This is a genomic window from Pseudomonas sp. TREG-RG-20F-10-E-6-01 (assembly GCF_022662455.1).
Lineage (GTDB): Bacteria > Pseudomonadota > Gammaproteobacteria > Pseudomonadales > Pseudomonadaceae > Aquipseudomonas.
Map to the genome: position 1 here is coordinate 595,314 of NZ_JAKNQP010000003.1, position 19,382 is coordinate 614,695.

Consider the following 19,382-nt stretch of genomic DNA (forward strand, 5'->3'; position numbering starts at 1 on the left):
CGTCAACGCTGACATGGGGAGTCTGGCACCGCGCAGCGCTCTCGGGTTCTTCGCGAGCCAACTCCCCCATCGACTCAGCGCTTGAGCTTGCGCTTATTGCGATACTGGTCGATCACCACCGCGATCACGATGATCAGCCCCTTGATGATGTCCTGGATGTACGCATCCACGCCGACAAAGGTAAACCCGCTGGCCATCACGCCCAGGATCAACGCGCCGATCACGGTGCCGGTGATGCGCCCCACCCCGCCCGCCAGGCTGGTGCCGCCGATCACCGCTGCGGCAATCGCATCCAGTTCATAGGACATGCCCATGCCGGCCTGGCCGGTCGCGGCACGTGCCGAGGCGACGACGCCAGCCAGGCCCGCGAGCAACCCGGCGATGCTGTAGACGATGATCAGATGGCGCTTGACGTTGATCCCCGACGTGCGCGCCGCCTGCATATTGCCGCCGATGGCGTAGGTGTACTTGCCGTACTTGGTGTAGCGCAGCGCGATATGGAAGATCACCGCCACCACCAGAAAGATGATCACCGGCATTGCGCCATGGCCGATCGCCGTGTACGAATCCGACAGCATGCTCACCGGCTGGCCTTCGGTGTAGTAACGCGCCAGGCCGCGGGCCGAGACCATCATGCCCAGTGTCGCGATAAATGGCGGGATCCCTGTGACCGCAATGATGCTGCCGTTGATCGCCCCTGCGAGCAGTCCCACCCCCAGGCCCATCGCCACCGGTATCCACACCGGCAAATCCGTCAGGCTGGGAAACACCGCGCGGGAAAAATCCGAAGTTTGCGCCAGGCTGGCGGCAATCATCGCCGACAGCGCCAGCACCGAGCCTGAGGACAAGTCGATGCCCGTGGTGATGATCACCTGCGTCACGCCAATCGCCAGCAGGCCGATAATCGACACTTGCAGGATCATCAGCACCAGACGTTGGGAATTCATCAGAAAGCTCTGGTCGCGCACGATCCAACCGAACATCTCAAACACCAACCCGATGCCGATCAGCACCAGGAAGATGCTCAGCTCGGTGGGCAAGCGCCTGCGGTGCTTGACCGGTGCCGTGGCAGGCTTGTTGTCTGTTATTGCGTTCATAGCCAATCACCTTCTTGTTCTGTGGCACAGGCCAGCCGCAGGCCTGCGCTGCTGTTCGTCAGTGGACGACGGTCATACCGGAAGCCAGCTGCATGACTTTTTCCTGGGTCGCCTCCGCACGGTCCAGGGTGCCCATCAGGTCGCCCTCGTGCATCACCATCACCCGGTCGCTCATGCCCAGCACTTCAGGCAGCTCGGACGAAATCATGATCACCGCCATGCCTTCGCTGGCGAGAAAAGCGATCAAGCGATAAATCTCGGCCTTGGCGCCGACGTCGATGCCACGGGTGGGCTCATCGAGAATCAGCAGGCGCGGGTTGGTCATCAGCCAGCGCGCCAGCAAGGCCTTTTGCTGGTTACCGCCGGACAAGGTGTCGATGCACTGCTCCAGAGACGGGGTTTTCACCCGCAGCTTCTTGCACATGTCTTCACACAACGCGCGCAGGGCCTTTTGCTGGATAAAACCGTTGCCCGAGTAGTGCGGCAGCACCGCCATTTCCATGTTTTCCAGCACCGACAGGCACGGGAACAGGCCGCTGAGCTTGCGGTCCTCGGTTAACAGCGCAAAGCCTTTCTCGATGGCCATGTGCGGGTCGCTGATGCGCACCGGCTTGCCGTCAAGGGTGATCTGCCCGCCAGAGCTTGGGGTAATGCCGAAAATAGTCTCCGCCACATTGGTGCGGCCCGAGCCCATCAACCCGGCGATGCCGAGGATCTCCCCGGCGTGCAGGTCGAACGACACCCCCTTGAACACGCCGTCCAGGCGCAAGTCGCGCACCGACAGCAGCAATTCGCCGATGGGCGCCTCACGCACCGGGAATAACTGGCTCAGTTCTCGGCCGACCATCATCGAGATCAGGCTGTCGCTGTTCATGCTGTCGGCGCGCTGCAGGCCGATGTAGTGGCCGTCGCGAAACACCGCGACTTCATCGGCAATGGCGAACACTTCGTTCATTTTATGCGTGATATAGACGATGCCTTTGCCCTGGGACCTGAGGTCGGCAATGATCGAAAACAGGTGGGCCACTTCCTTTTCGGTAATGGCCGACGTCGGTTCATCCATGATCAGAATGTCGGAGTCGTAGGACACCGCCTTGGCAATCTCGACCATCTGCCGTTCGGCGATGCTCAGGTTGCCGACGTGTTCTTCAGGGTCCAGGTTGATGCGCAAACGCGCCAGCAACTCGGCGGTGCAGCGGTGCATTTCGCGGTGGTTGACCATGTGCAGGCTGTTGAGCTGCTCGCGGCCGATCCAGATGTTTTCGGCGATGCTCATGTGCGGCATCAGGTTGAGTTCCTGGTGGATCATCGCGATCCCGGCCTTCTGCGCCGCCAGCGGCGTTTCAAACACGATCGGCTTGCCGCGCAGACGTATTTCACCGGCGTCGGGCTGGTAGATGCCGGCGATAATCTTCATCAGCGTCGACTTGCCTGCACCGTTCTCGCCCATCAGCGCCAGCACCGAGCCAGGGCGAACGCGCAGTTGCACATCGGCCAGGGCCACGACGCCGGGAAAGCCTTTGCTGATGTTGAGGATTTCCAGCAGGTAGGGTTCTTCCGGCGCCAGGGGCTGGATGCCGGGAGGCTGCGAGGCAACCGCTTGAGCAAGCATATCGGGTACTCCATCAGCAGGACGACCGTGGCCGCCCTGCTCGCTTATTGTTGTTATGAAGGGCTACTTGAAGTCTTTGACGTTGTCCGGCGTGATCAGCTTGAACGGAATGATCACGTTCTGCTCGACCGGCTCATGCTTGGCCATCTTGCGCGCCGCTTCCACCGAGCCGACGGCCTGCCCTTTCGCGTCCTGGAACGCCGACGCGGCCATGTCGCCCTTGGTAATCGCGTTCAAGCCATCCGGCGTACCGTCGACCCCGGCGATCAACACGCTGCCCGGTTTGGTGCCCGCCGATTTCAGCGCCATGGAGGCGCCGATGGCCATCTCATCGTTGTTGGCCAGCACCGCATTGAACTCACGCCCCTGGGTCAGCCAGTCGTTGACCAGCGTCATGCCGCGGTCACGCAGCCAGGTGCCGGTCTGTTCCTGTTCGATGGTGATGCCGGGGTACTTGGCCAGAACCTCTTTCACGCCTTTGGTGCGGTTGGTGGTGGAGTTGTTGGCCAGGTCGCCCAACAGGATCACGATCTTGCCTTTGCCACCGAGTTTGTCGGCGATGTACTGCATTTGCAGGCGACCGGCCTCGACGTCATCGGAGGTCACGGCCACCACATCTTTAGGCAAGTCTTTCTGATCGGGCCGGCGGTTGACGAATACCAGCGGAATGCCCGCCTTGGTCGCCGCACTGATGATGTTCTTGGTCGACGCGGTATCCACCGGGTTGACGATAATCGCGTCGACTTTCTGGCTGATGAAGTTCTCGACCTGGCTCAGTTGCTTGACCACGTCGGCGCGGGCGTCTTCAAACTGCAGCTGCACGCCATCGCCCTTGGGGTAGGACTTGGCTTGCTTGTCCATGTCCTCGCGCAGGTAAGTCAGAAAGGTGTCATCGAAGGCGGACATGCTCACGCCTACTTTGATATCGGCAGCCGAGGCAAAACCGCTGGCAAGCAGCATGGACAAGGCCAGCGCGGTGAAACGGATCGGGGTCTTCATGAACGGTCTGTCTCCAATTTCTTGTTGGTTTTGTGGACGTTGCGTTTTTCAGAGCGAGGAGGCCGGCAGCCGCACGATCGGTGCCCCCGGAATGCAGCACACCAGGGCGCCTTTGTTTTCGACGCACAGCACATTGAGGAAGGAGAAATAAAACGGCCGGGCGCGGGGCAGACCGCGTGGCGCTTGCTGGGCAGGGCGTAAAACTCGCAGTACAGCGTTGAAGATTTTCATCTGACGGTACCTGGTTGTTTTTGATCTTGTTTTTGTTGAGTCGCCCGGATCAAGCCCGAAGCGTACTTTTTGCAACCTGGAAAAGACTTTATTGGAAAATAATTTCCATATCAACCTGTTTTAGAATTTTATTCTATTTTTGTTGAAACCACCTGCTGGCGCTCGTTGCTAAGGCGCGCGGCGTCCAATATACGGGTGGTTTCCAGTGCGTCATAGGCGTTCACCGGCAGCGCTCCCTGCCCTTGCACGGCACTGTGCAACTGGCGATAGAACTGCGTCCAGCAGCCTTTCTCCGAAGGCACACGCTCGCGTTCCGCGCCTTGCTCAAACCAGCCCCAGCGTCGGTGCTCTTCAGCGCCCCAGTGCTCGCCTTCGGTTTTCGGCGTCTTGCCGGCCATCAGCGCTTCTTCCTGGCCATCAAGCCCGTCCACGGTGTAACAACCCAGGGTGCCGCTGACGCGAAAACGCGGGGCCTGACTGTTTTGCAGCGCACTGCCCCACAGGTGGGAAATCACGCCGTTGGCGTGGGTCAGCGAAACAAAAAAGCCGTGATCGAGGGTGGGGTGTTCCGGGCTGAACTGCAGTTGCGCGAACACCCGGTCCACCGGGCCGAACAGTTGCATCGCCTGGTCCACCAGGTGACTGCCGAGGTCGCGCAACCATCCGCCGCCGCTGGCATTGCCCACGGCTTGCGGATTGAAGCGCTCGACACGGGACTCAAAACGGGTGATCTGGCCCAGCGCACCGGCGTCGATCAGTTTGCGCAACGTGAGGAAGTCCGAGTCCCAACGCCGGTTCTGGTAAACGCTGAGCAACACGCCCTGGCGTTCGGCGGCGGTGATCAGTGCCTGGGCCTGTTCGGCATTGCTGGCGAACGGTTTGTCGCTGACCACCGCAACCCCATGTTCGATGGCTTCCAGTACCAGCGCCGGACGGCCCTTGAGCGTGGTGGAAATCACCAGGACGTCGACACCGGCCTCGACGATCTGGCCGATGGTGTCGTAGGCCTTGAGGCCGGGGTGGTCAGTCGCCAGTTGCTGGCGCCGCTCGGGTGAGCGTGTCACCACGCCGACAAACGTTGCGCCGGGCAACGTTGCAATCAACGGTGCGTGAAAAAAACGGCCGCCGTGGCCGTAGCCAACTAGTCCGATTCGCATAGATGCGCTCCTTCATGAAGTGGAAACCCAGTTCAAATGTGGGAGCTGGCTTGCCTGCCAAAGCAGCGTGTCAGTCAATGAACCCGCCACTGAAAGACCGCTATCGCAGGCAAGCCAGCTCCCACACTGACTGCATTCCACCTGCCCGAAAATGATCCTTGATCGTTCCTGCGCAGAGCGTTGGAATGATCGATTGCTTATTGGCACAGCTCGCGGGTTACCCGCTCCAGCATCATCCGGTTGGATTCATCCGGCCGGTCTTCCCAGGCAAACACCGAAACCGTGGCGATGCCGTCGAACTTGATCTCGCGCAAGGTGCCGAAAAACGCCTCCCAGTTGACCTCGCCCTGACCGATGTCCAGGTGCTGATGCACCGTGGCGGTAACGCCCGGCGGGTTGACGATGTAGCGCAGGTTCGACGACGCGCGGTGGTTATAGGTGTCGGCAATGATCAAGTGGCTGAGCTTGGAACCGGCGTACTTGAGCATCGAGGCGATATCGCCTTTGCCGTCGTCATAAAAGAAGGTGTGCGGCGCGGCGTAGAGGTAGTTGATCCAGTCGCGGTCGAGGCCGCGAATGATGTCGACCGACTCGTTGTTGCGCTCACAGAAGTCATACGGATGCGCCTGGATATCCAGCTTGATGCCTTCACGCTCGAACTCCGGGATCAGCTCGTCCATGGAGCGCATGAACTGGTTTTCGCACACCAGCGGGTTGTCGGACTGGCCGGTGAATTCGGTGTTGACCAGCTCGCAGTCCATTTCCACGGCGATCTGGATCGCACGCTTCCAGTTGCGCACGGCGGCGACGCGCAGGCCTTCGTCGGCCGCGGCCCAGTGGTACATCGGCAGCAGCGATGACAGTTGCACACCGGCGTCGCTCAAGGCCTTGCGAAATTCCTTGATGCGCGCACGGTCAACGCGGGCGGCTTTGTAAAAGGGCAGGAAGTCTTCGCGGGGCGACAGTTCGATGTGTTGGTAGCCGAGTTCGGCGGCCTTGTCGACCATCTGGCCAAGGGGCAGATGGCGGTACATGTAGGGGTCTAAGGCGATACGCATAGGTGAAACTCCCGTATCTGAAATTGGAATCCGCTCGAATGTGGGAGCTGGCTTGCCTGCGATAGCGGTCATCAGGCGGCATTTATATTGAATGTGCCGCCGTCTTCGCAGGCAAGCCAGCTCCCACACTGATCCGGTTCCTCCAGTGCAATAGGTGTCAGCCGTAAAAATGTGGGCGCTCTGGCAGGCCGACTTTCACAATCTGCTCACTGCGTTGCGCTTCAATGCACGCATCCGCCGCCACCGCTGCCGCAAACCCATCCCACGCCGACGGCCCGCCCACGTGCCCGGCGCGTACGCCGTCGATGAACGCCTGCAGTTCGACGTCGTAGGCGCCGATAAAGCGGTCCTTCCAGTCCATCAGAATCGCATTCGACAGCTTGGCCTCGCTGCGCAGTTGCACCTGCGAAGGCTCCGGCAGTTTGGCAATACCGGTCTCCCCCACCACTTCGCACTGAATGTCGTAGCCGTACTGGCAGTTCACAAACACTTCCACGTCGATGCGCGTGCCCTTGGCGGTTTCCAGCAGCACGATCTGCGGGTCACGCAAGTGGGCCAACGCCTTGCTCGACTTGCGTGGGAACACCACCTGCACCGACACGTAGTCGTCGTTGAGCAACCAGCGCAACACATCCAGTTCATGGATCAAGGTGTCGGTGATCGCCATGTCGGTCTTGTAGTTTTCGCCCACCGTCGGGTTGCGGTGCGCGCAGTGCAGCATCAAAGGCTCGCCGATCTGGCCGCTGTCGATGACCGCCTTGAGGGCGCGATAACCTTCGTCGTACGGGCGCATAAAGCCCACTTGCACCAGGCGCTTGCCGAAGGCGATTTCGGCATCGACGATTTTGCGGCAGCCTTCTGCAGTGACGGCCAAGGGCTTTTCGCAGAACACCGGCTTGCCGGCAGCGATGGCAGCGAGCACGAATTCTTCGTGGCTCGGGCCCCAGGAAGTCACGAGAATTGCCTCGACCTGCGGCGAGTTGATCAACGCATGGCCGTCCGCGTACACCTCGGCGGTCAGCTGCAAATCAGCGACGACCCTGGCGGCTTGCTCAAGGTTGATGTCGGTCACCGCCACCACCTGGCTATTGAGCAGGGTCTGGCTGCACCGACGGATATGGTCCCGGCCAATGGCGCCCGTACCGATAACGCCCAACTTCAAAGACATACAAACACTCCTCTTGTTATTAGTACTGCCGGGCCTTGGCCAGGCGTTCATTGAGTTGTTTGGCCACCGCGTCAGTGCGCGCGCTGGTCGAGACCTGCGCCACCCCGACCCGCCACCACGACAGGTATTTGTGGATCATGGTCTTGGGCAGAACCTTGATATCGATCAGCGTCGACACCGTTTGCGTACGTGCATCGGCCAACGCCGCCTGCAACTGTTCCACCGTGCTGACCTTGTAGGTCTTGCAGCCATAGGCCGCCGCACTCATGGCGAAATCCACCGGCACAAAACCGCCGTCGAGCTTGCCGGTCTCCGGGTTGCGGAAGCGAAACTCGGTGCCGAAGCTGTCCATGCCGTGTTCCATCTGCAGGTTGTTGATGCAGCCGAAGGTCATGTTGTCGAGCAGCACCACGTTGATCTTGCGCCGCTCCTGGATCGAGGTGGCCAGCTCCGAGTGCAGCATCATGTAGGAGCCGTCACCCACCAGCGCATAGACCTCGCGCGCCGGCTCGGCCAGCTTCACGCCCAGGGCCGCGTTGACCTCGTAGCCCATACACGAATAGCCATACTCGACGTGGTAGGTGTTGACGCTCTTGCTGCGCCAGCTGCGCTGCAAGTCGCCCGGCAAGCTGCCGGCGGCGGCGACGATGATGGCGTCGTCGGCCAGGGTTTCGTTGAGCACGCCGAGCACGCGGCTTTGGGTCAGGCAGGAACCGGTCAGCTCGATAAACTCGCGCAGCACGGCCGGGTCCATGTGGTCGTTGATTTCCGGGACGAAATTGTCCGTCTGGTAGTCGGCCTGGTAGATGCGGTCCACCTCGGCCTCCAGCTGCGCCTTGGCGTCGCGTGGCTGGTCCGCCCAGTCGGAACGGTAGTCGCCCAAGGCATCCGCCAACGCCTCCAGGCCCACCCTGGCATCCGCCAGCAGTTGCACGCCGTCCAGTTTCAGGGCATCGCAAGGGCTGATATTGAGGTTGAGAAACTTGACCTCAGGGTGCTTGAACAGCGACTTCGACGCGGTGGTGAAGTCGGTGTAGCGCGTACCGATGCCAATGATCAGGTCCGCTTCCGGGGCCAGCAGGTTTGCCGCCAGGCAGCCGGTTTCACCGAGACCGCCCAGGTTCAGCGGGTGACTGGAGACCACTGCGCTTTTGCCTGCCTGGGTTTCGGCGAAGGGGATGTCAAAGCGTTCGGCAAACGCTTGCAGCGCGGCATTCGCGCCGGCGTATTTGACCCCGCCGCCGCAGATGATCAGCGGTTTTCGCTTGCCTCGAAACGCAGCCAACGCATCGCCGATCATCGCTTCAGTCGGCGGCCGGCGTTCGATACGGTGCACACGTTTTTGCAGGAAGTAGTCGGGATAGTCCCAGGCTTCAGCCTGTACATCCTGCGGCAGGGCCAACGTGACGGCGCCGGTTTCCGCGGGGTCAGTGAGCACGCGCATCGCATGGATCGCAGCAGTCATCAGTTGCTCGGGGCGGTTGATGCGGTCCCAGTACTTGCTCACGGAACGGAAGGCATCGTTGGTGCTGATGCTCAAATCGTGAAACTGCTCGATCTGCTGCAGCACCGGGTCGGGCTGGCGGCTGGCATAGACATCGCCGGGCAACAGCAGCAACGGAATACGGTTGGCCGTGGCGGTGGCGGCGGCGGTAATCATATTTGCCGCGCCCGGCCCCACCGACGAGGTGCACGCGTAGATCTTGCGGCGCAGGTGCTGCTTGGCAAACCCGATGGCGGCGTGGGCCATGCCTTGCTCATTGCGGCCCTGATGCACCACCAGATCGCCGCTGTCCTGCTCCAGCGCCTGGCCCAGCCCCAGCACGTTGCCGTGGCCGAAAATGGTAAAAACCCCGGCGACAAACTTGCTCTGCACGCCATCGACTTCGATGTACTGGTTATCCAGAAACTTCACCAGGGCCTGGGCCATGGTCAATCTTGTTGTGGTCATCACTTGCACCTTGAGTGAATGCAGATCCATTGTTCAACACAGATCTAATGTGGGAGCTGGCTTGCCTGCGATGGCGGTGTATCAGCCAACTGTTTATCAACTGACAGACTGCTATCGCAGGCAAGCCAGCTCCCACAGGTTGATTGGCGTCAGGTTCGAGGGTTTTGTAAATGGGCGATGCTCGCCCCCAATGCCTGCTGGATATCCGCCAGCGCATGCACGCTTTCAGCAAACGGCTCGAAAGACAGATAACCGCCGTAGCCGGTGCTGAGCAAGGTGTCGATCTGCGCGGCATTGCCGAGGATATCGCCCTCGCCCACCAGCACGCGGTGGCCGTCGCGAATGGCATTGAGCGGAGCGTCGCGATCCTCGACGCCGGAGATATGCACGAGGCCAGTCAGCTGCGGGAAGAATTCCTGTTCGCCAGCCAGGTGATGGTGAAAGGTGTCGTGCACCAGGCGGAACACATCCAGGCCGCCAATCGCCTGGATCGCATCCACGGCCACACGCTTGCGGCGCAGCGCGCATTCTTCAAAACCCAGCGGCTCGATGAAACCGAGAATCTTGTACTCGCGCAGGATCGGCGCCAACTCGCTCAACGCCGTGCGCAAACCGGCCGCGCGTTGGGCTTCGTTGCGGGTATCGCCGCGCTCGTTCAGCGGGCACATCACCAGGCCTTGCGCACCGCACTCACGCGCATAGGTGGCGAGTTTGATCGCCTGGGCACGGCGCTCGTCATTCCACACATCAAACGGGTACAGCGCGTTAATCGACAGCACCGTGATGCCTTGCACCGCGCACAACTCACGCACGCGGCTGGCGGGTGTGCCGAATTCGATTTCGTGGCCTTTGAGGTCGTTGCGAATCTCGATGGCATCGCACTTGAGCGCGGCCGCCAACTGAATGAAATCCGGCAGGGACAGGTCGGGCGCGACCATGCGGTTAAGGGCAAAACGTAGCGGCGACTTCATTGTTGTTGTTCTCCGTTCAAACCGGTCAGAGGTCCAGCAGCCAGCTGTGCTGCGGGTCGTTATGGAAATGCCAGGCGCGCTTGGGGCCGGCCATCACGTTCAAGTAATACGACTCGTAGCCATACGGCACGCTGACCGGGTGATACCCCTTGGGCACCACCACCAGGTCGCTGTTTTCCACAGCCATGGCCTGGTCGATGCTGCGATCGTCGGTGTACACGCGCTGGAACACGAAGCCCTGGGGCGGGTTGATCTGGTGGTAGTAGGTCTCTTCGAGAAAGCTCTGGTGCGGCAGGTCGTCGGTGTCGTGCTTGTGCGGCGGGTAGCTGGACGAGTGCCCGGACGGCGTGCGCACTTCCACCACCAGCAGCGAATGGGCCGGCTCGCTGTCGGGCAGGATGTCACACACATACCGGGTGTTGGCGCCCTTGCCGCGCACGCTGCGCTTGCACTGCTCGGGGCGAATCAGGCGCGGCTCAAAACCTGGGGCACCGGGTGCGGCGCACACGGCGATTTGCACGTCGCTCAACGCGGTCACCTGCGCATCGGTGCCGGGCGGCAGGTAGGCAGCGAAGGGCGATTTTTCTTCGAACACCGACTGACGATCCCCCAGGTTCTGCCAGTTGAAGCCCTCGCCTTGGATATTCACCCGGCCGCTGAGCAGCACCAGGCACAGCTCCTGATCACCGGCGGTGACCGGCAACGTTTCACCCAGGCTCAGGCGGTAGGCGGCAAAGCCTACGTACTCCAGGCGCCCTTCTTCCAGGGCAACCATGGTTTGCCCGCGTTTGCTGCTCTTGACCAACAAGCTCATCACTTAAGTCCTCTCGCTGAGAAGCGTGCGCAACGTGTCGTAGCCCTTTTTCGCGTAGATATAGCTGGGCGCTACGGCCGGGTCCTGCTCGGCTTCCACCACCAGCCAGCCTTCGTACTTGGCCGCCAACAGCACGTCGAGCAACTCGGCAAAGTCGATATCGCCGTCACCGGGCACGGTGAAGGTGCCGTTGACGATGCAGTCAGGAAAGCTCCACATCTGGTTGCGCGCCAGTTGCACCACCGGTTTGCGCACGTCCTTGAAATGCACGTGGCAGACGCGATCAATGTGTTTGCGCAGCACCTCGACAGGCTCACCACCGCCCATGTAGCAGTGGCCCGAATCGAACAGCAGGCCGACTTCCGGGCCGGTGCGACGCATCAACTGGTCAATGTCGTCGGGGGATTCGACGTAGGCGCCCATGTGGTGGTGGTAGGCCAGGCGCACGCCTTGGGACAGGGTGAAACGCGCCAGTTCGGTAAGTTTGTCGGCGTATTCCTGCCAGGCGTGTTCACTGTAAAAACGCGGACGTTCGATCAGGCGTACCCTGGCGCCCTGGATCGAATCGGCGACTTCGCCGTAGACCAGCACCTTGGCGCCGTTGAGTTTGAGCAGCTCGACGTGACCGGCGATGGCCTCGATTTCTTGCGCCACCGAACGCCGTGCCAGGCGGCTGGAATACCAGCCAGAGACCAGTGCCAGGTCATAAGGGCGCAGCACGTCGCCGACGCCTTTGGCGTCCTTGGGGAATTTGCCGTTGAGTTCAAAACCTTCGTAGCCGATCTCCTTGCCTTCGCCCAGAGCGGTGCTCAAGGGCGTTTCACCGCCCAGGGCCGGCAGGTCGTCGTTGCTCCAGGAGATCGGGTTGATGCCAATTCGGATTGCGGGCATGGCTGCACCTTTTATTGTTTTTCAGATTCACTGATATCTGGCTTGTGTGGGAGCTGGCTTGCCTGCGATGGCATCAGCCCGGCGTATCTGATGGACCGAGATGTCTGCATCACAGGCAAGCCAGCTCCCACATTTGAGCGTGTTTAACTTCTAGCACTGCGCCAGGCGTTGATGAGCTGTTCGAAGGTGCCCTGCACCTGCTCGATCAGCGTTTGATCATCAATCTCCCCCGCCATCCATGCGCGGCTCGGTTCCTGGAAGATCGTACGACCCACGGCAAACCCTCGGCAGGTGCTGCTTTGGCTCGCTTGCCGGAAGCCATCGGCGAGGCATTCGGCTGAAGCGTTCAGGCCCAGCAGCACCACGCCACGGCAGTACGGGTCGCGCTCCTGGATCAGTTCGTCGAGTTTTTTCCAGTCCTGCGCCGACTGCGCCTCGATCTTCCACCACGCCGGGTAGATGCCCAGGTTGTACAGGCGCTTGAGGCTGCGATAGAGCACGTCGGGATAGGTGGACGGGTGATCCTTGGGCGGGATGACTTCCAGCAGCAGCTCATGGCCGCTGACCAGCGAGGCCTCGTACACCGCCTTCAGTTGCGCTTCCTGTTCCAGGCGCAGCATCGGCTCGTCATCAGGGTGGTATTGCACCAGGCACTTGATGATTTGCTCCTGGGGCCAGGCAATCAGGTTGCTGCCCACCGAGCGCCCGTGTTCAAACGCCAGCGGCCGCGAGTTCTGCACCTCCACCGGGCGCGCGATCCACCAGCCGCGACCGCTGGCGGCGTTGAGCGCGTCCTGGCCGAAACGCTGGTCGGCCAACAGGCCCACGTCGGCTTCGACGCCCTGCTCGCGCAGCTTGGCTTCGACGCGTTCGATGGCTTGGATAAACAGCTGCTTGATGTCGCTGATGCGGGTTGGGGCCTGGCCGCCTTTTTGCGCCAGGTCCACCAGTTGCCAGCGATGGTCGAAGGCAAACACGAACAGCTGCTTCCAGGCTTTGCGCGGCACCGTGACGCGGTGCAGACGCTGCAAGGTGACGTCTTGATCGGGCCGGGTGATGGGCACCGGGCTGTTGAACAGGTAATCCAGCTCGGCAGGCGTGGGCATGGCCGGCGCGCAGGCGTGGCGGGACACCACCAGGCCGCCACAGGCGTTGGCCAACTGGCTGCAACGCTCGTCGCTGGCGTCGTTGATCCAGCCGCTGAGAAAGCCCGACATGAACGCATCGCCAGCGCCCAGCACATTGAGCACCTCGACGCGCACGCCGGGGTAGATGGCGCCGTCTTCCAGCCGCGCGGGGATCGCGCCGTGGATCACCGTGCAGCCCTGCGGGCCGAGCTTGACCACCAGGGTGGCCGGGGTCAGGTCACGCACAGTGCGCAGCGCGGTGAGCAAATCTTCACTGCCGCCGGCGATCAAAAATTCTTCTTCGGTGCCAACGATCAGGTCAAAGCGCGGCAGGATTTTCTGCACATGCTGGCTGACGTTCTGGTCGGCGACAAACCGGGTCTCGCCGTCGGCCTTGCCCGCCAGGCCCCACAGCACCGGGCGGTAATCGATATCGAGCACGCGCTTGACGTTGTGTTTGGCCGCGTAGTCCAGGGCCTGGATGCTGGCCTTGTACACGCCATCGGTGGAGAAATGCGTGCCGGTGATCAGCAAGGCTTTGCTGGAGGCAATAAAGGCCTCGCTGATGTCTTCGGCGCGCAGGGCCATGTCGGCGCAGTTTTCACGGTAGAACACCAGCGGGAAGGTTTCGCGGTCCTTGAGGCCCAGCAGCACCAGCGCGGTGAGGCGTTCCGGGTCGACCTTGATGCCGCTGACATCGCAGCCTTCGCGGGCCAGGGATTCCACCAGGAAGCGGCCCATGTGGTCGTCGCCCACCCGGCTCAACATCGCCGATTTAAGCCCCAGCCGTGCGGTGCCGAAGGCGATATTGGCGGAGGACCCGCCGAGGTACTTGGCGAAGCTGGACACGTCCTCAAGTCGCGCACCCACTTGCTGTGCGTAGAGGTCGACGCCCAGGCGTCCGAGGCAAATCAGATCCAATTGACGCCCACTGGCAAAACGAGTCTGGCCCATGCTGGCTCCTGTTATTTTTATCAGCCTGCGTGGTACCGCCGTGGTGGCGGCACACGCTCTTGGTGAAAGCAGACTAGAACGTCCGGCGGCCGCAATCAATATTTATTCCATAATTATTTTTAGTGGAATATTTTTTCCAATAAGCCAGCATAATGGCCTGCCAGCCTTCCTGCATCGTTTCAGCAGGCCACGGCCACCGTGATGCCGGGGTATTTTTTTGCGCCTACCCTGTAGACTTGCGCCCACCCATCAGCGCATCAGAAGAACACGCCAGAAGGATTGCCCATGTCCCGCACCGATCCCGAGACCACCCTGGAAGAGACTATTGCCAGCCCTCCGATCAATGCCGAGCGCCTGTTGCAGCTGATCACCGACGAATACGAAAGCCTGCCACGCCAGCTCAAACGCATCGCCAGCTACATGAGCCAGCAAAGCGACCGGATCATGGTCGACCGCATCAGCGACATCGCCCGCGAGTGCGAAGTGCACCCTTCGGCCATCGTGCGGTTCTCCCAGCGGTTCGGTTTCAGTGGTTTCAGTGAGATGCAGGCGCTGTTTCGCGAGGCCTACACCCACAAGACCACGCCGGTGCAGAACTACCAGCAACGCATCCGCAGCATGATCGCCAACAAGTCGCAAAAGGCCAGCGGCGGCGACCTGGCGCGCGAATGCGTGAACGCCACCCTCTCCGGCATCGAGCGCCTGGGGCTGGAACTCGATGATGTGGCCTTCGAGAAAGCCGTGGACCTGGTGGTCAATGCCGACAATATCTACGTGGTGGGCGTGCGCCGCTCCTTCGCGGTGGCCGATTACCTGGTCTACAACCTGCAGCACACCAACAAGCGCATTCACTTGATTTCCGGTTTGGGCGGCAGTTACCGCGAGCAGATGCGCAGCGTGCGTGCCAATGACCTGGTGATCGCCATCAGCTTTACGCCGTATGGCAAAGAGACTCAGCATTGCCTGCGCATTGCCCAGCATCACCAGGCCAAGACCTTGATCATCACCGACAGCAACCTGTCGCCCCTGGCCAAACGGGCGAACGCGGTGCTGTTGGTGAATGAAGGGTCGTCGTTTGCGTTTCGCTCGCTGAGCGCCACGTTGTGCCTGTGCCAGGCATTGTTTATTGCGGTGGCGTATCGGTTGGAGTTGAAGGTGGATGAGATTCATGAACAGGTGGGGTTCGACGACTGATCTTCTGGTACTGAAGATCCGCTGTGGGCGCGGGCTTGTTCTGGTGAGCCGGTTTATTGTGGCGAGCGGGCTTGTTGTGGCGAGCGGGCTTGCCCCGCGTTGGGGCGCGAAGCGGCCCTGAAACCTGACGCCACGGTCTATCAATGAGCGCGCGGCGGCCTTATTGGGGCTGCTTCGCAGCCCAACGCGGGGCAAGCCCGCTCGCCACGACAGACCGGCTCACCACAACAAGCTTGCTTGCCACAGCAAGCCCGCTGGCCACGACAATCATTGGCGCGGCGATGCGGCTCATGCCTTCGGTGATGGCCGCCAGCAGGTCACCGTCCTTGCGCTCAGCCCAGGCGTTTTTCAGGTAGAGCACAGCATGACCAGGATTAAACGCAGGAAGACGACTCATGGGGCGCGGGTTAAGCCGCCGTTAATAATTGCGTGAGCACTCGGCCGTGATAGCGAATCTGCGCCAGGGTCAGCGCGGTGTAGCCGATGATCACCGCCGGCGGCAAGCTCGCCGCGACGCAGAACTTGCCCAGTGGCTGCAAGGTCAGCCCGGCCGCGGCGGCGCGGGTGCAGAATTCGCTTTCCTCGACACCGCTTGGCAGCCACAGCACAAAGTGCAACCCGGCTTGCTGGCCGCTCACCGGGCATTCATCCGGCAGACAAGCGAGCAGCGCATCGCGACGCGCCTGATAAGCCTGGCGCGAAGCCCGCAGGTGCCGCACAAACGCGCCGCTGGCGAGAAACTCCACCAGCCCCGACTGATCCGTCGCGCCCACCGAATGCCCGGTGAGTTGCAGGGTGCGCAGCAACGCGGGGCGCAACGCCTTGGGCACCACCATGAAACCCACGCGCAGGCCCGGGAACAGGTTTTTGTTGAAGCTGCCGCAGTAGATCACCCGGTCGCCGGAATCCAGGGATTTGAGCGCCGCCAGTGGCGCGCTGTTGTAGTTGTATTCGCTGTCGTAGTCGTCTTCGACCACCCAGGCGTCGGCGCGGGCGGCCCAATCCAGCAGCGCCAGGCGGCGTGAAACCGACAGGGTCATGCCCAGCGGCGCCTGGTGCGCCGGTGTCACATAGGCCAGGCGCGCCGTGTCGGGGAGTTGCGCGGTATCAAGACCTTCGGCTGTCACCGGGACCGGCACCACCTGCGCACCGGCCAGGCTGAACAGGCGGCGTGCCGGTGTGTAACCGGGGTCTTCCACGCACGCGGTGTCACCGGGTTTGAGCAGCATGCGCGCGATCAGGTCCAGGCCATGGCGAATGCCGGTGGTGACAACGATTTCGTCCGCCTCGCAGTGCATGCCGCGATAACTGCGCACGTAGTCGGCGATCTGTTCACGCAACGCGGGCAAGCCGGCCGGGTGGGCGGCCTCCAATACGCCTGGCCCCGCAGACAGCAAGCCTCGGGAGATGCACCGCGCCCAGGTTTTCAGGTCGAACAGGCTTGCGTCCGGGCGTCGCGCGACAAAGGGGACGTGGCTTTGCACACCCGCGTCGGGCTGATCCGGTATGGCCGCGCGGCGTGAACTTGCGCTGGGCGCCGGCGCCGCAATGAATTGCTCGGGGATCACCGCGCTGACGCGCGTGCCGGAACCCGCCACGCGCTGCACGTAACCTTCACTGTGCAAGCGCTCGAACGCCGCTTCAAGCGTGCCGCGCGACACCAGCCAGCGTTCGGCCAGGCTGCGGGTAGACGGCAAGCGGCTGCCGGCGGGCAATTGCCGATTCAGGATGGCGGCGCGCAGTGCGTCGTAGGCGCCCTGCTGCTTGCCGGCGTCCAGGCTATCGGGGCGCGGCAGGTCCAGGTGGGAGGCGGCTTTTCCTCGGCTCATAGTGGTCCATTCATAAGAGGCACAAGTGGCCCTGAGGATTAAACCACATACCCGCTAGAGTTCGAACTCTACTCCTTGCGAAGAAGCTTCCCATGACGCAACGCGCCCTCTCCTCCGGGTTCTGGCTGGTGCTGCTGACCGTACTCATCGGCCTGCCACGTATCACCCTGGACATGCACCTGCCAGCCCTGCCCGCCATGGCCGACGACTTCCACGCCAGCGACAGCCAGTTGCAGCTGACCCTCACGCTGTACGCCCTGGGCTCGGCCATTTCCTTGCTGGTCAGCGGCCCGTTGACCGACCGCTTCGGGCGCCGCCCGGTGCTGCTGAGCGGGCTGTTGGTGTACGCGGTCGCCACCGTGGCCTGCGCGCTGGCCGACAGCATTGGTGTGCTGATCGTCGCCCGCCTGTTTCAAGCCTTGGGCGGTTGCTGCACCACGGTCATCGGCCGGGTGATCGTGCGCGATTACTTTGACCGTCATGAACAGGCGCGCCTGCTTGGCCTGATCTCCATGGCCATGGCGATTTCGCCAATGGCCGCACCGGTGCTGGGCAGCCTGATGCTGCCGTTCATCCATTGGCGCGGCCTGTTTATCGTATTGGCCGTGATCGGCGTGACGCTGTGCCTGGTGGTGCTTCGCCGGCTGCCGGAAACCCGTCCACCGGAAGTCGCCGCCGCGCCGCCGAGCAACCTGTTGCGCCTGTACGGCCAGCTGTTGCGCGACCGTTATTTCCTGCGGTACTCCCTGGCAATCGGCTGCGTGTACAGCACGTATTTCCCATTTATCAGCGAGTCGTCGGCTCTGCTGCAACGCGGCTTTCACTTGTCGGCCTCGGCCTACGCGCTGGTGTTTGCCGCGACGATCAGTGGCTACATGCTCGGCGCCAACCTGTTCCGCCGACTGGTGCTGCGCGTTGAAGCCGATCAGTTGATCAGTGCCGCCATCGCCTTGAATGTGCTGGGTTGCGTGATGCTCGCCGGGGCCACGGTCGCCCTGCCCCAGGCCTGGCTGGCGATTGTGCTGCCGATGGTGGTGATCATGGTGTCGGTGGGGATGGTGATTCCGGCCTGCCAGCTGTCGGTGTTGCAGCCTTACGGCGCGATTGCCGGGACCGCGTCGGGGTTGTTCTTCTTTATCCAGATGTTCCTGACGGCCGTGAGCAGTTGGGCCACCGGGATGCTGTCGGACGGCACCTCGCAACCCCTGGTGATCATGACGTCAGTGGCCAGCGCATTGCTGGTCGCAGGTTGGCGGGCCTTGCAACAAAAAGCCGCGCCTGTGGGTCAGGCGCGGCTTGGGTGAAGCGCGATCAGGATCAGTGCATGAAGATCGCGATCAGAATGATGAGCGGGATAGGCACACCGAGGAACCAAAGCAGTAATGAGCGCATGTTGTTCTCCTTGATTAACGAACGTAGTTTTCAGTTTCGACGTACACCACGGCGTCACGACGACGACCGCCGAAGGTGGCAGCGAAACTGGCAAAGAAGGCACCGATCAACAGCGCAATGAAGGTCCACAGCGAGGTGTAGGCAGCCACTTTGGCGGCAGTGTCAGCAGCTTGCTTGGCTTTGACCTTGGCGTCTTCGATGGCTTTACGGGCATCGCCGTACACCTTGTCGATCCGCGCTTCGGCGTCAGCCTGGCTGAGGTTGGTGCGCTGGCTGATCAACTGAGCCAGGTAGGTACGGTCTTCAGGGGCCAGTTGGCCGTCGTTGCTCAGGGTGCGAGTGAAGATGCGCGCTACAACGCCATGCACGGCGTCATCGCTGACCGCGGCTGGGCGATCATCGCGAAACAGGCTGTCGACGTAGTAGTCAAAGTCGCCGCTGGTGGCGCCTTTGGCTGCACTGCCGGCTGCCTGAGTCAGGCCACTGGCGGCGCTCGAAGCGACACCGGCGCCGGCTTTAACGCCGCCGCTGACCACACTGCTCACCGAGCCGACGACCAGCACTGCGGTCACCAGCGTAGCGACTGCCCAAGCAAGGAAACCGTGGGCGGTGTCGCGAAAGTACACTTCGTCACCGTGCATGTTGGCCCACTTCACACGCAAGCGGCCGGCAATGTAGCCGCCCAGGCCCGATGCGACGATCTGGGTGAACGCCAGCCAGACAATCGTGGAAATGCCAAGCCCTTTGGCGCTGATACCGCTGTCGGCCCACGGCGACACCGCCGAAAAGCCCAGGCCGAAGCCCAGCAGCACGAGGATCAGCGACAGTGCGGCCGCCGCAGCGGCCCCGGCGAAAATTGCCCCCCAGGAAACCCCAGAGTGCGAGCTCGATTCTTGCAGCGTGGATGACGATGTGATCATTGTTGTTTTGCTCCCGG

At 61.9% G+C, this 19,382-nt stretch carries 18 protein-coding genes; 3 read left to right on the plus strand and 15 right to left on the minus strand.

Features of this window, described 5'->3' with window-relative positions; all coding sequences use genetic code 11:
• Positions 1-74: 74 nt before the first annotated feature.
• From L8K08_RS13035 to iolC, 12 genes are all read right to left on the minus strand, one after another.
• Positions 75-1,097 carry an ABC transporter permease gene (locus L8K08_RS13035; RefSeq protein WP_242197504.1) on the minus strand — a complete coding sequence of 341 codons (1,023 nt, stop codon included), beginning with the start codon at positions 1,095-1,097 and terminating at the stop codon, positions 75-77.
• A gap of 58 nt (positions 1,098-1,155) precedes the next feature.
• Positions 1,156-2,709: a sugar ABC transporter ATP-binding protein gene (locus tag L8K08_RS13040; RefSeq protein WP_242197507.1), complete on the minus strand. Its 1,554-nt coding sequence runs from the start codon at positions 2,707-2,709 to the stop codon at positions 1,156-1,158.
• 63 nt (positions 2,710-2,772) lie between these two features.
• Positions 2,773-3,708 (minus strand): sugar ABC transporter substrate-binding protein, encoded by a 936-nt coding sequence (locus L8K08_RS13045; RefSeq protein WP_145164600.1) that lies wholly within the window; start codon positions 3,706-3,708, stop codon positions 2,773-2,775.
• 48 nt (positions 3,709-3,756) lie between these two features.
• Positions 3,757-3,939: a hypothetical protein gene (locus tag L8K08_RS13050; protein ID WP_145164602.1), complete on the minus strand. Its 183-nt coding sequence runs from the start codon at positions 3,937-3,939 to the stop codon at positions 3,757-3,759.
• A 128-nt stretch (positions 3,940-4,067) separates the two neighbouring features.
• The gene (locus tag L8K08_RS13055; protein WP_242197511.1) at positions 4,068-5,096 is read right to left on the minus strand and encodes a Gfo/Idh/MocA family oxidoreductase; all 1,029 of its coding nucleotides are present in this window, start codon (positions 5,094-5,096) and stop codon (positions 4,068-4,070) included.
• Between the two features lie 197 nt (positions 5,097-5,293).
• Positions 5,294-6,154 carry a sugar phosphate isomerase/epimerase gene (locus L8K08_RS13060; protein ID WP_242197514.1) on the minus strand — a complete coding sequence of 287 codons (861 nt, stop codon included), beginning with the start codon at positions 6,152-6,154 and terminating at the stop codon, positions 5,294-5,296.
• 157 nt (positions 6,155-6,311) lie between these two features.
• Positions 6,312-7,322 (minus strand): Gfo/Idh/MocA family oxidoreductase, encoded by a 1,011-nt coding sequence (locus L8K08_RS13065; protein WP_242197517.1) that lies wholly within the window; start codon positions 7,320-7,322, stop codon positions 6,312-6,314.
• Positions 7,323-7,341: 19 nt separating this feature from the next.
• Positions 7,342-9,273 carry a 3D-(3,5/4)-trihydroxycyclohexane-1,2-dione acylhydrolase (decyclizing) gene (iolD, locus tag L8K08_RS13070; protein ID WP_242197520.1) on the minus strand — a complete coding sequence of 644 codons (1,932 nt, stop codon included), beginning with the start codon at positions 9,271-9,273 and terminating at the stop codon, positions 7,342-7,344.
• A 149-nt stretch (positions 9,274-9,422) separates the two neighbouring features.
• A complete protein-coding gene (locus tag L8K08_RS13075) occupies positions 9,423-10,244 on the minus strand; it encodes a TIM barrel protein (RefSeq protein WP_242197523.1) in 822 nt (273 codons plus the stop codon).
• Between the two features lie 25 nt (positions 10,245-10,269).
• Positions 10,270-11,058, minus strand: a complete 789-nt coding sequence (gene iolB, locus L8K08_RS13080) for a 5-deoxy-glucuronate isomerase (protein WP_242197526.1) — start codon at positions 11,056-11,058, stop codon at positions 10,270-10,272.
• A 3-nt stretch (positions 11,059-11,061) separates the two neighbouring features.
• Positions 11,062-11,949 (minus strand): myo-inosose-2 dehydratase, encoded by an 888-nt coding sequence (iolE, locus tag L8K08_RS13085; protein WP_242197529.1) that lies wholly within the window; start codon positions 11,947-11,949, stop codon positions 11,062-11,064.
• Positions 11,950-12,092: 143 nt separating this feature from the next.
• Entirely contained in the window at positions 12,093-14,030 is a 1,938-nt protein-coding gene (gene iolC / locus L8K08_RS13090; RefSeq protein WP_242197532.1) for a 5-dehydro-2-deoxygluconokinase, read from the minus strand.
• On the opposite strand from iolC, the gene L8K08_RS13095 reads away from it, so the two are divergent.
• Both L8K08_RS13095 and L8K08_RS13100 read left to right on the plus strand, forming a co-directional pair.
• Positions 14,029-14,232: a hypothetical protein gene (locus L8K08_RS13095; protein ID WP_242197535.1), complete on the plus strand. Its 204-nt coding sequence runs from the start codon at positions 14,029-14,031 to the stop codon at positions 14,230-14,232. The genes iolC and L8K08_RS13095 overlap by 2 nt on opposite strands.
• Before the next feature lie 83 nt (positions 14,233-14,315).
• The gene (locus tag L8K08_RS13100; protein ID WP_106580294.1) at positions 14,316-15,224 is read left to right on the plus strand and encodes a MurR/RpiR family transcriptional regulator; all 909 of its coding nucleotides are present in this window, start codon (positions 14,316-14,318) and stop codon (positions 15,222-15,224) included.
• A gap of 160 nt (positions 15,225-15,384) precedes the next feature.
• Here the strand turns inward: L8K08_RS13100 and L8K08_RS13105 are convergent, their stop codons facing one another.
• Both L8K08_RS13105 and L8K08_RS13110 read right to left on the minus strand, forming a co-directional pair.
• The gene (locus L8K08_RS13105; protein WP_242197538.1) at positions 15,385-15,585 is read right to left on the minus strand and encodes a hypothetical protein; all 201 of its coding nucleotides are present in this window, start codon (positions 15,583-15,585) and stop codon (positions 15,385-15,387) included.
• A gap of 46 nt (positions 15,586-15,631) precedes the next feature.
• Positions 15,632-17,053, minus strand: a complete 1,422-nt coding sequence (locus tag L8K08_RS13110) for a PLP-dependent aminotransferase family protein (protein WP_242197540.1) — start codon at positions 17,051-17,053, stop codon at positions 15,632-15,634.
• Between the two features lie 92 nt (positions 17,054-17,145).
• Here L8K08_RS13110 and L8K08_RS13115 point away from each other — a divergent pair, with 92 nt between their 5' ends.
• On the plus strand, positions 17,146-18,357 hold the full coding sequence (locus L8K08_RS13115; RefSeq protein WP_242197543.1) for a multidrug effflux MFS transporter: 1,212 nt from the start codon (positions 17,146-17,148) through the stop codon (positions 18,355-18,357).
• Positions 18,358-18,459: 102 nt separating this feature from the next.
• On the opposite strand, the gene L8K08_RS13120 is transcribed toward L8K08_RS13115, so the two are convergent.
• A complete protein-coding gene (locus tag L8K08_RS13120) occupies positions 18,460-19,365 on the minus strand; it encodes a hypothetical protein (RefSeq protein WP_242197546.1) in 906 nt (301 codons plus the stop codon).
• Between the last annotated feature and the right edge of the window lie 17 nt (positions 19,366-19,382).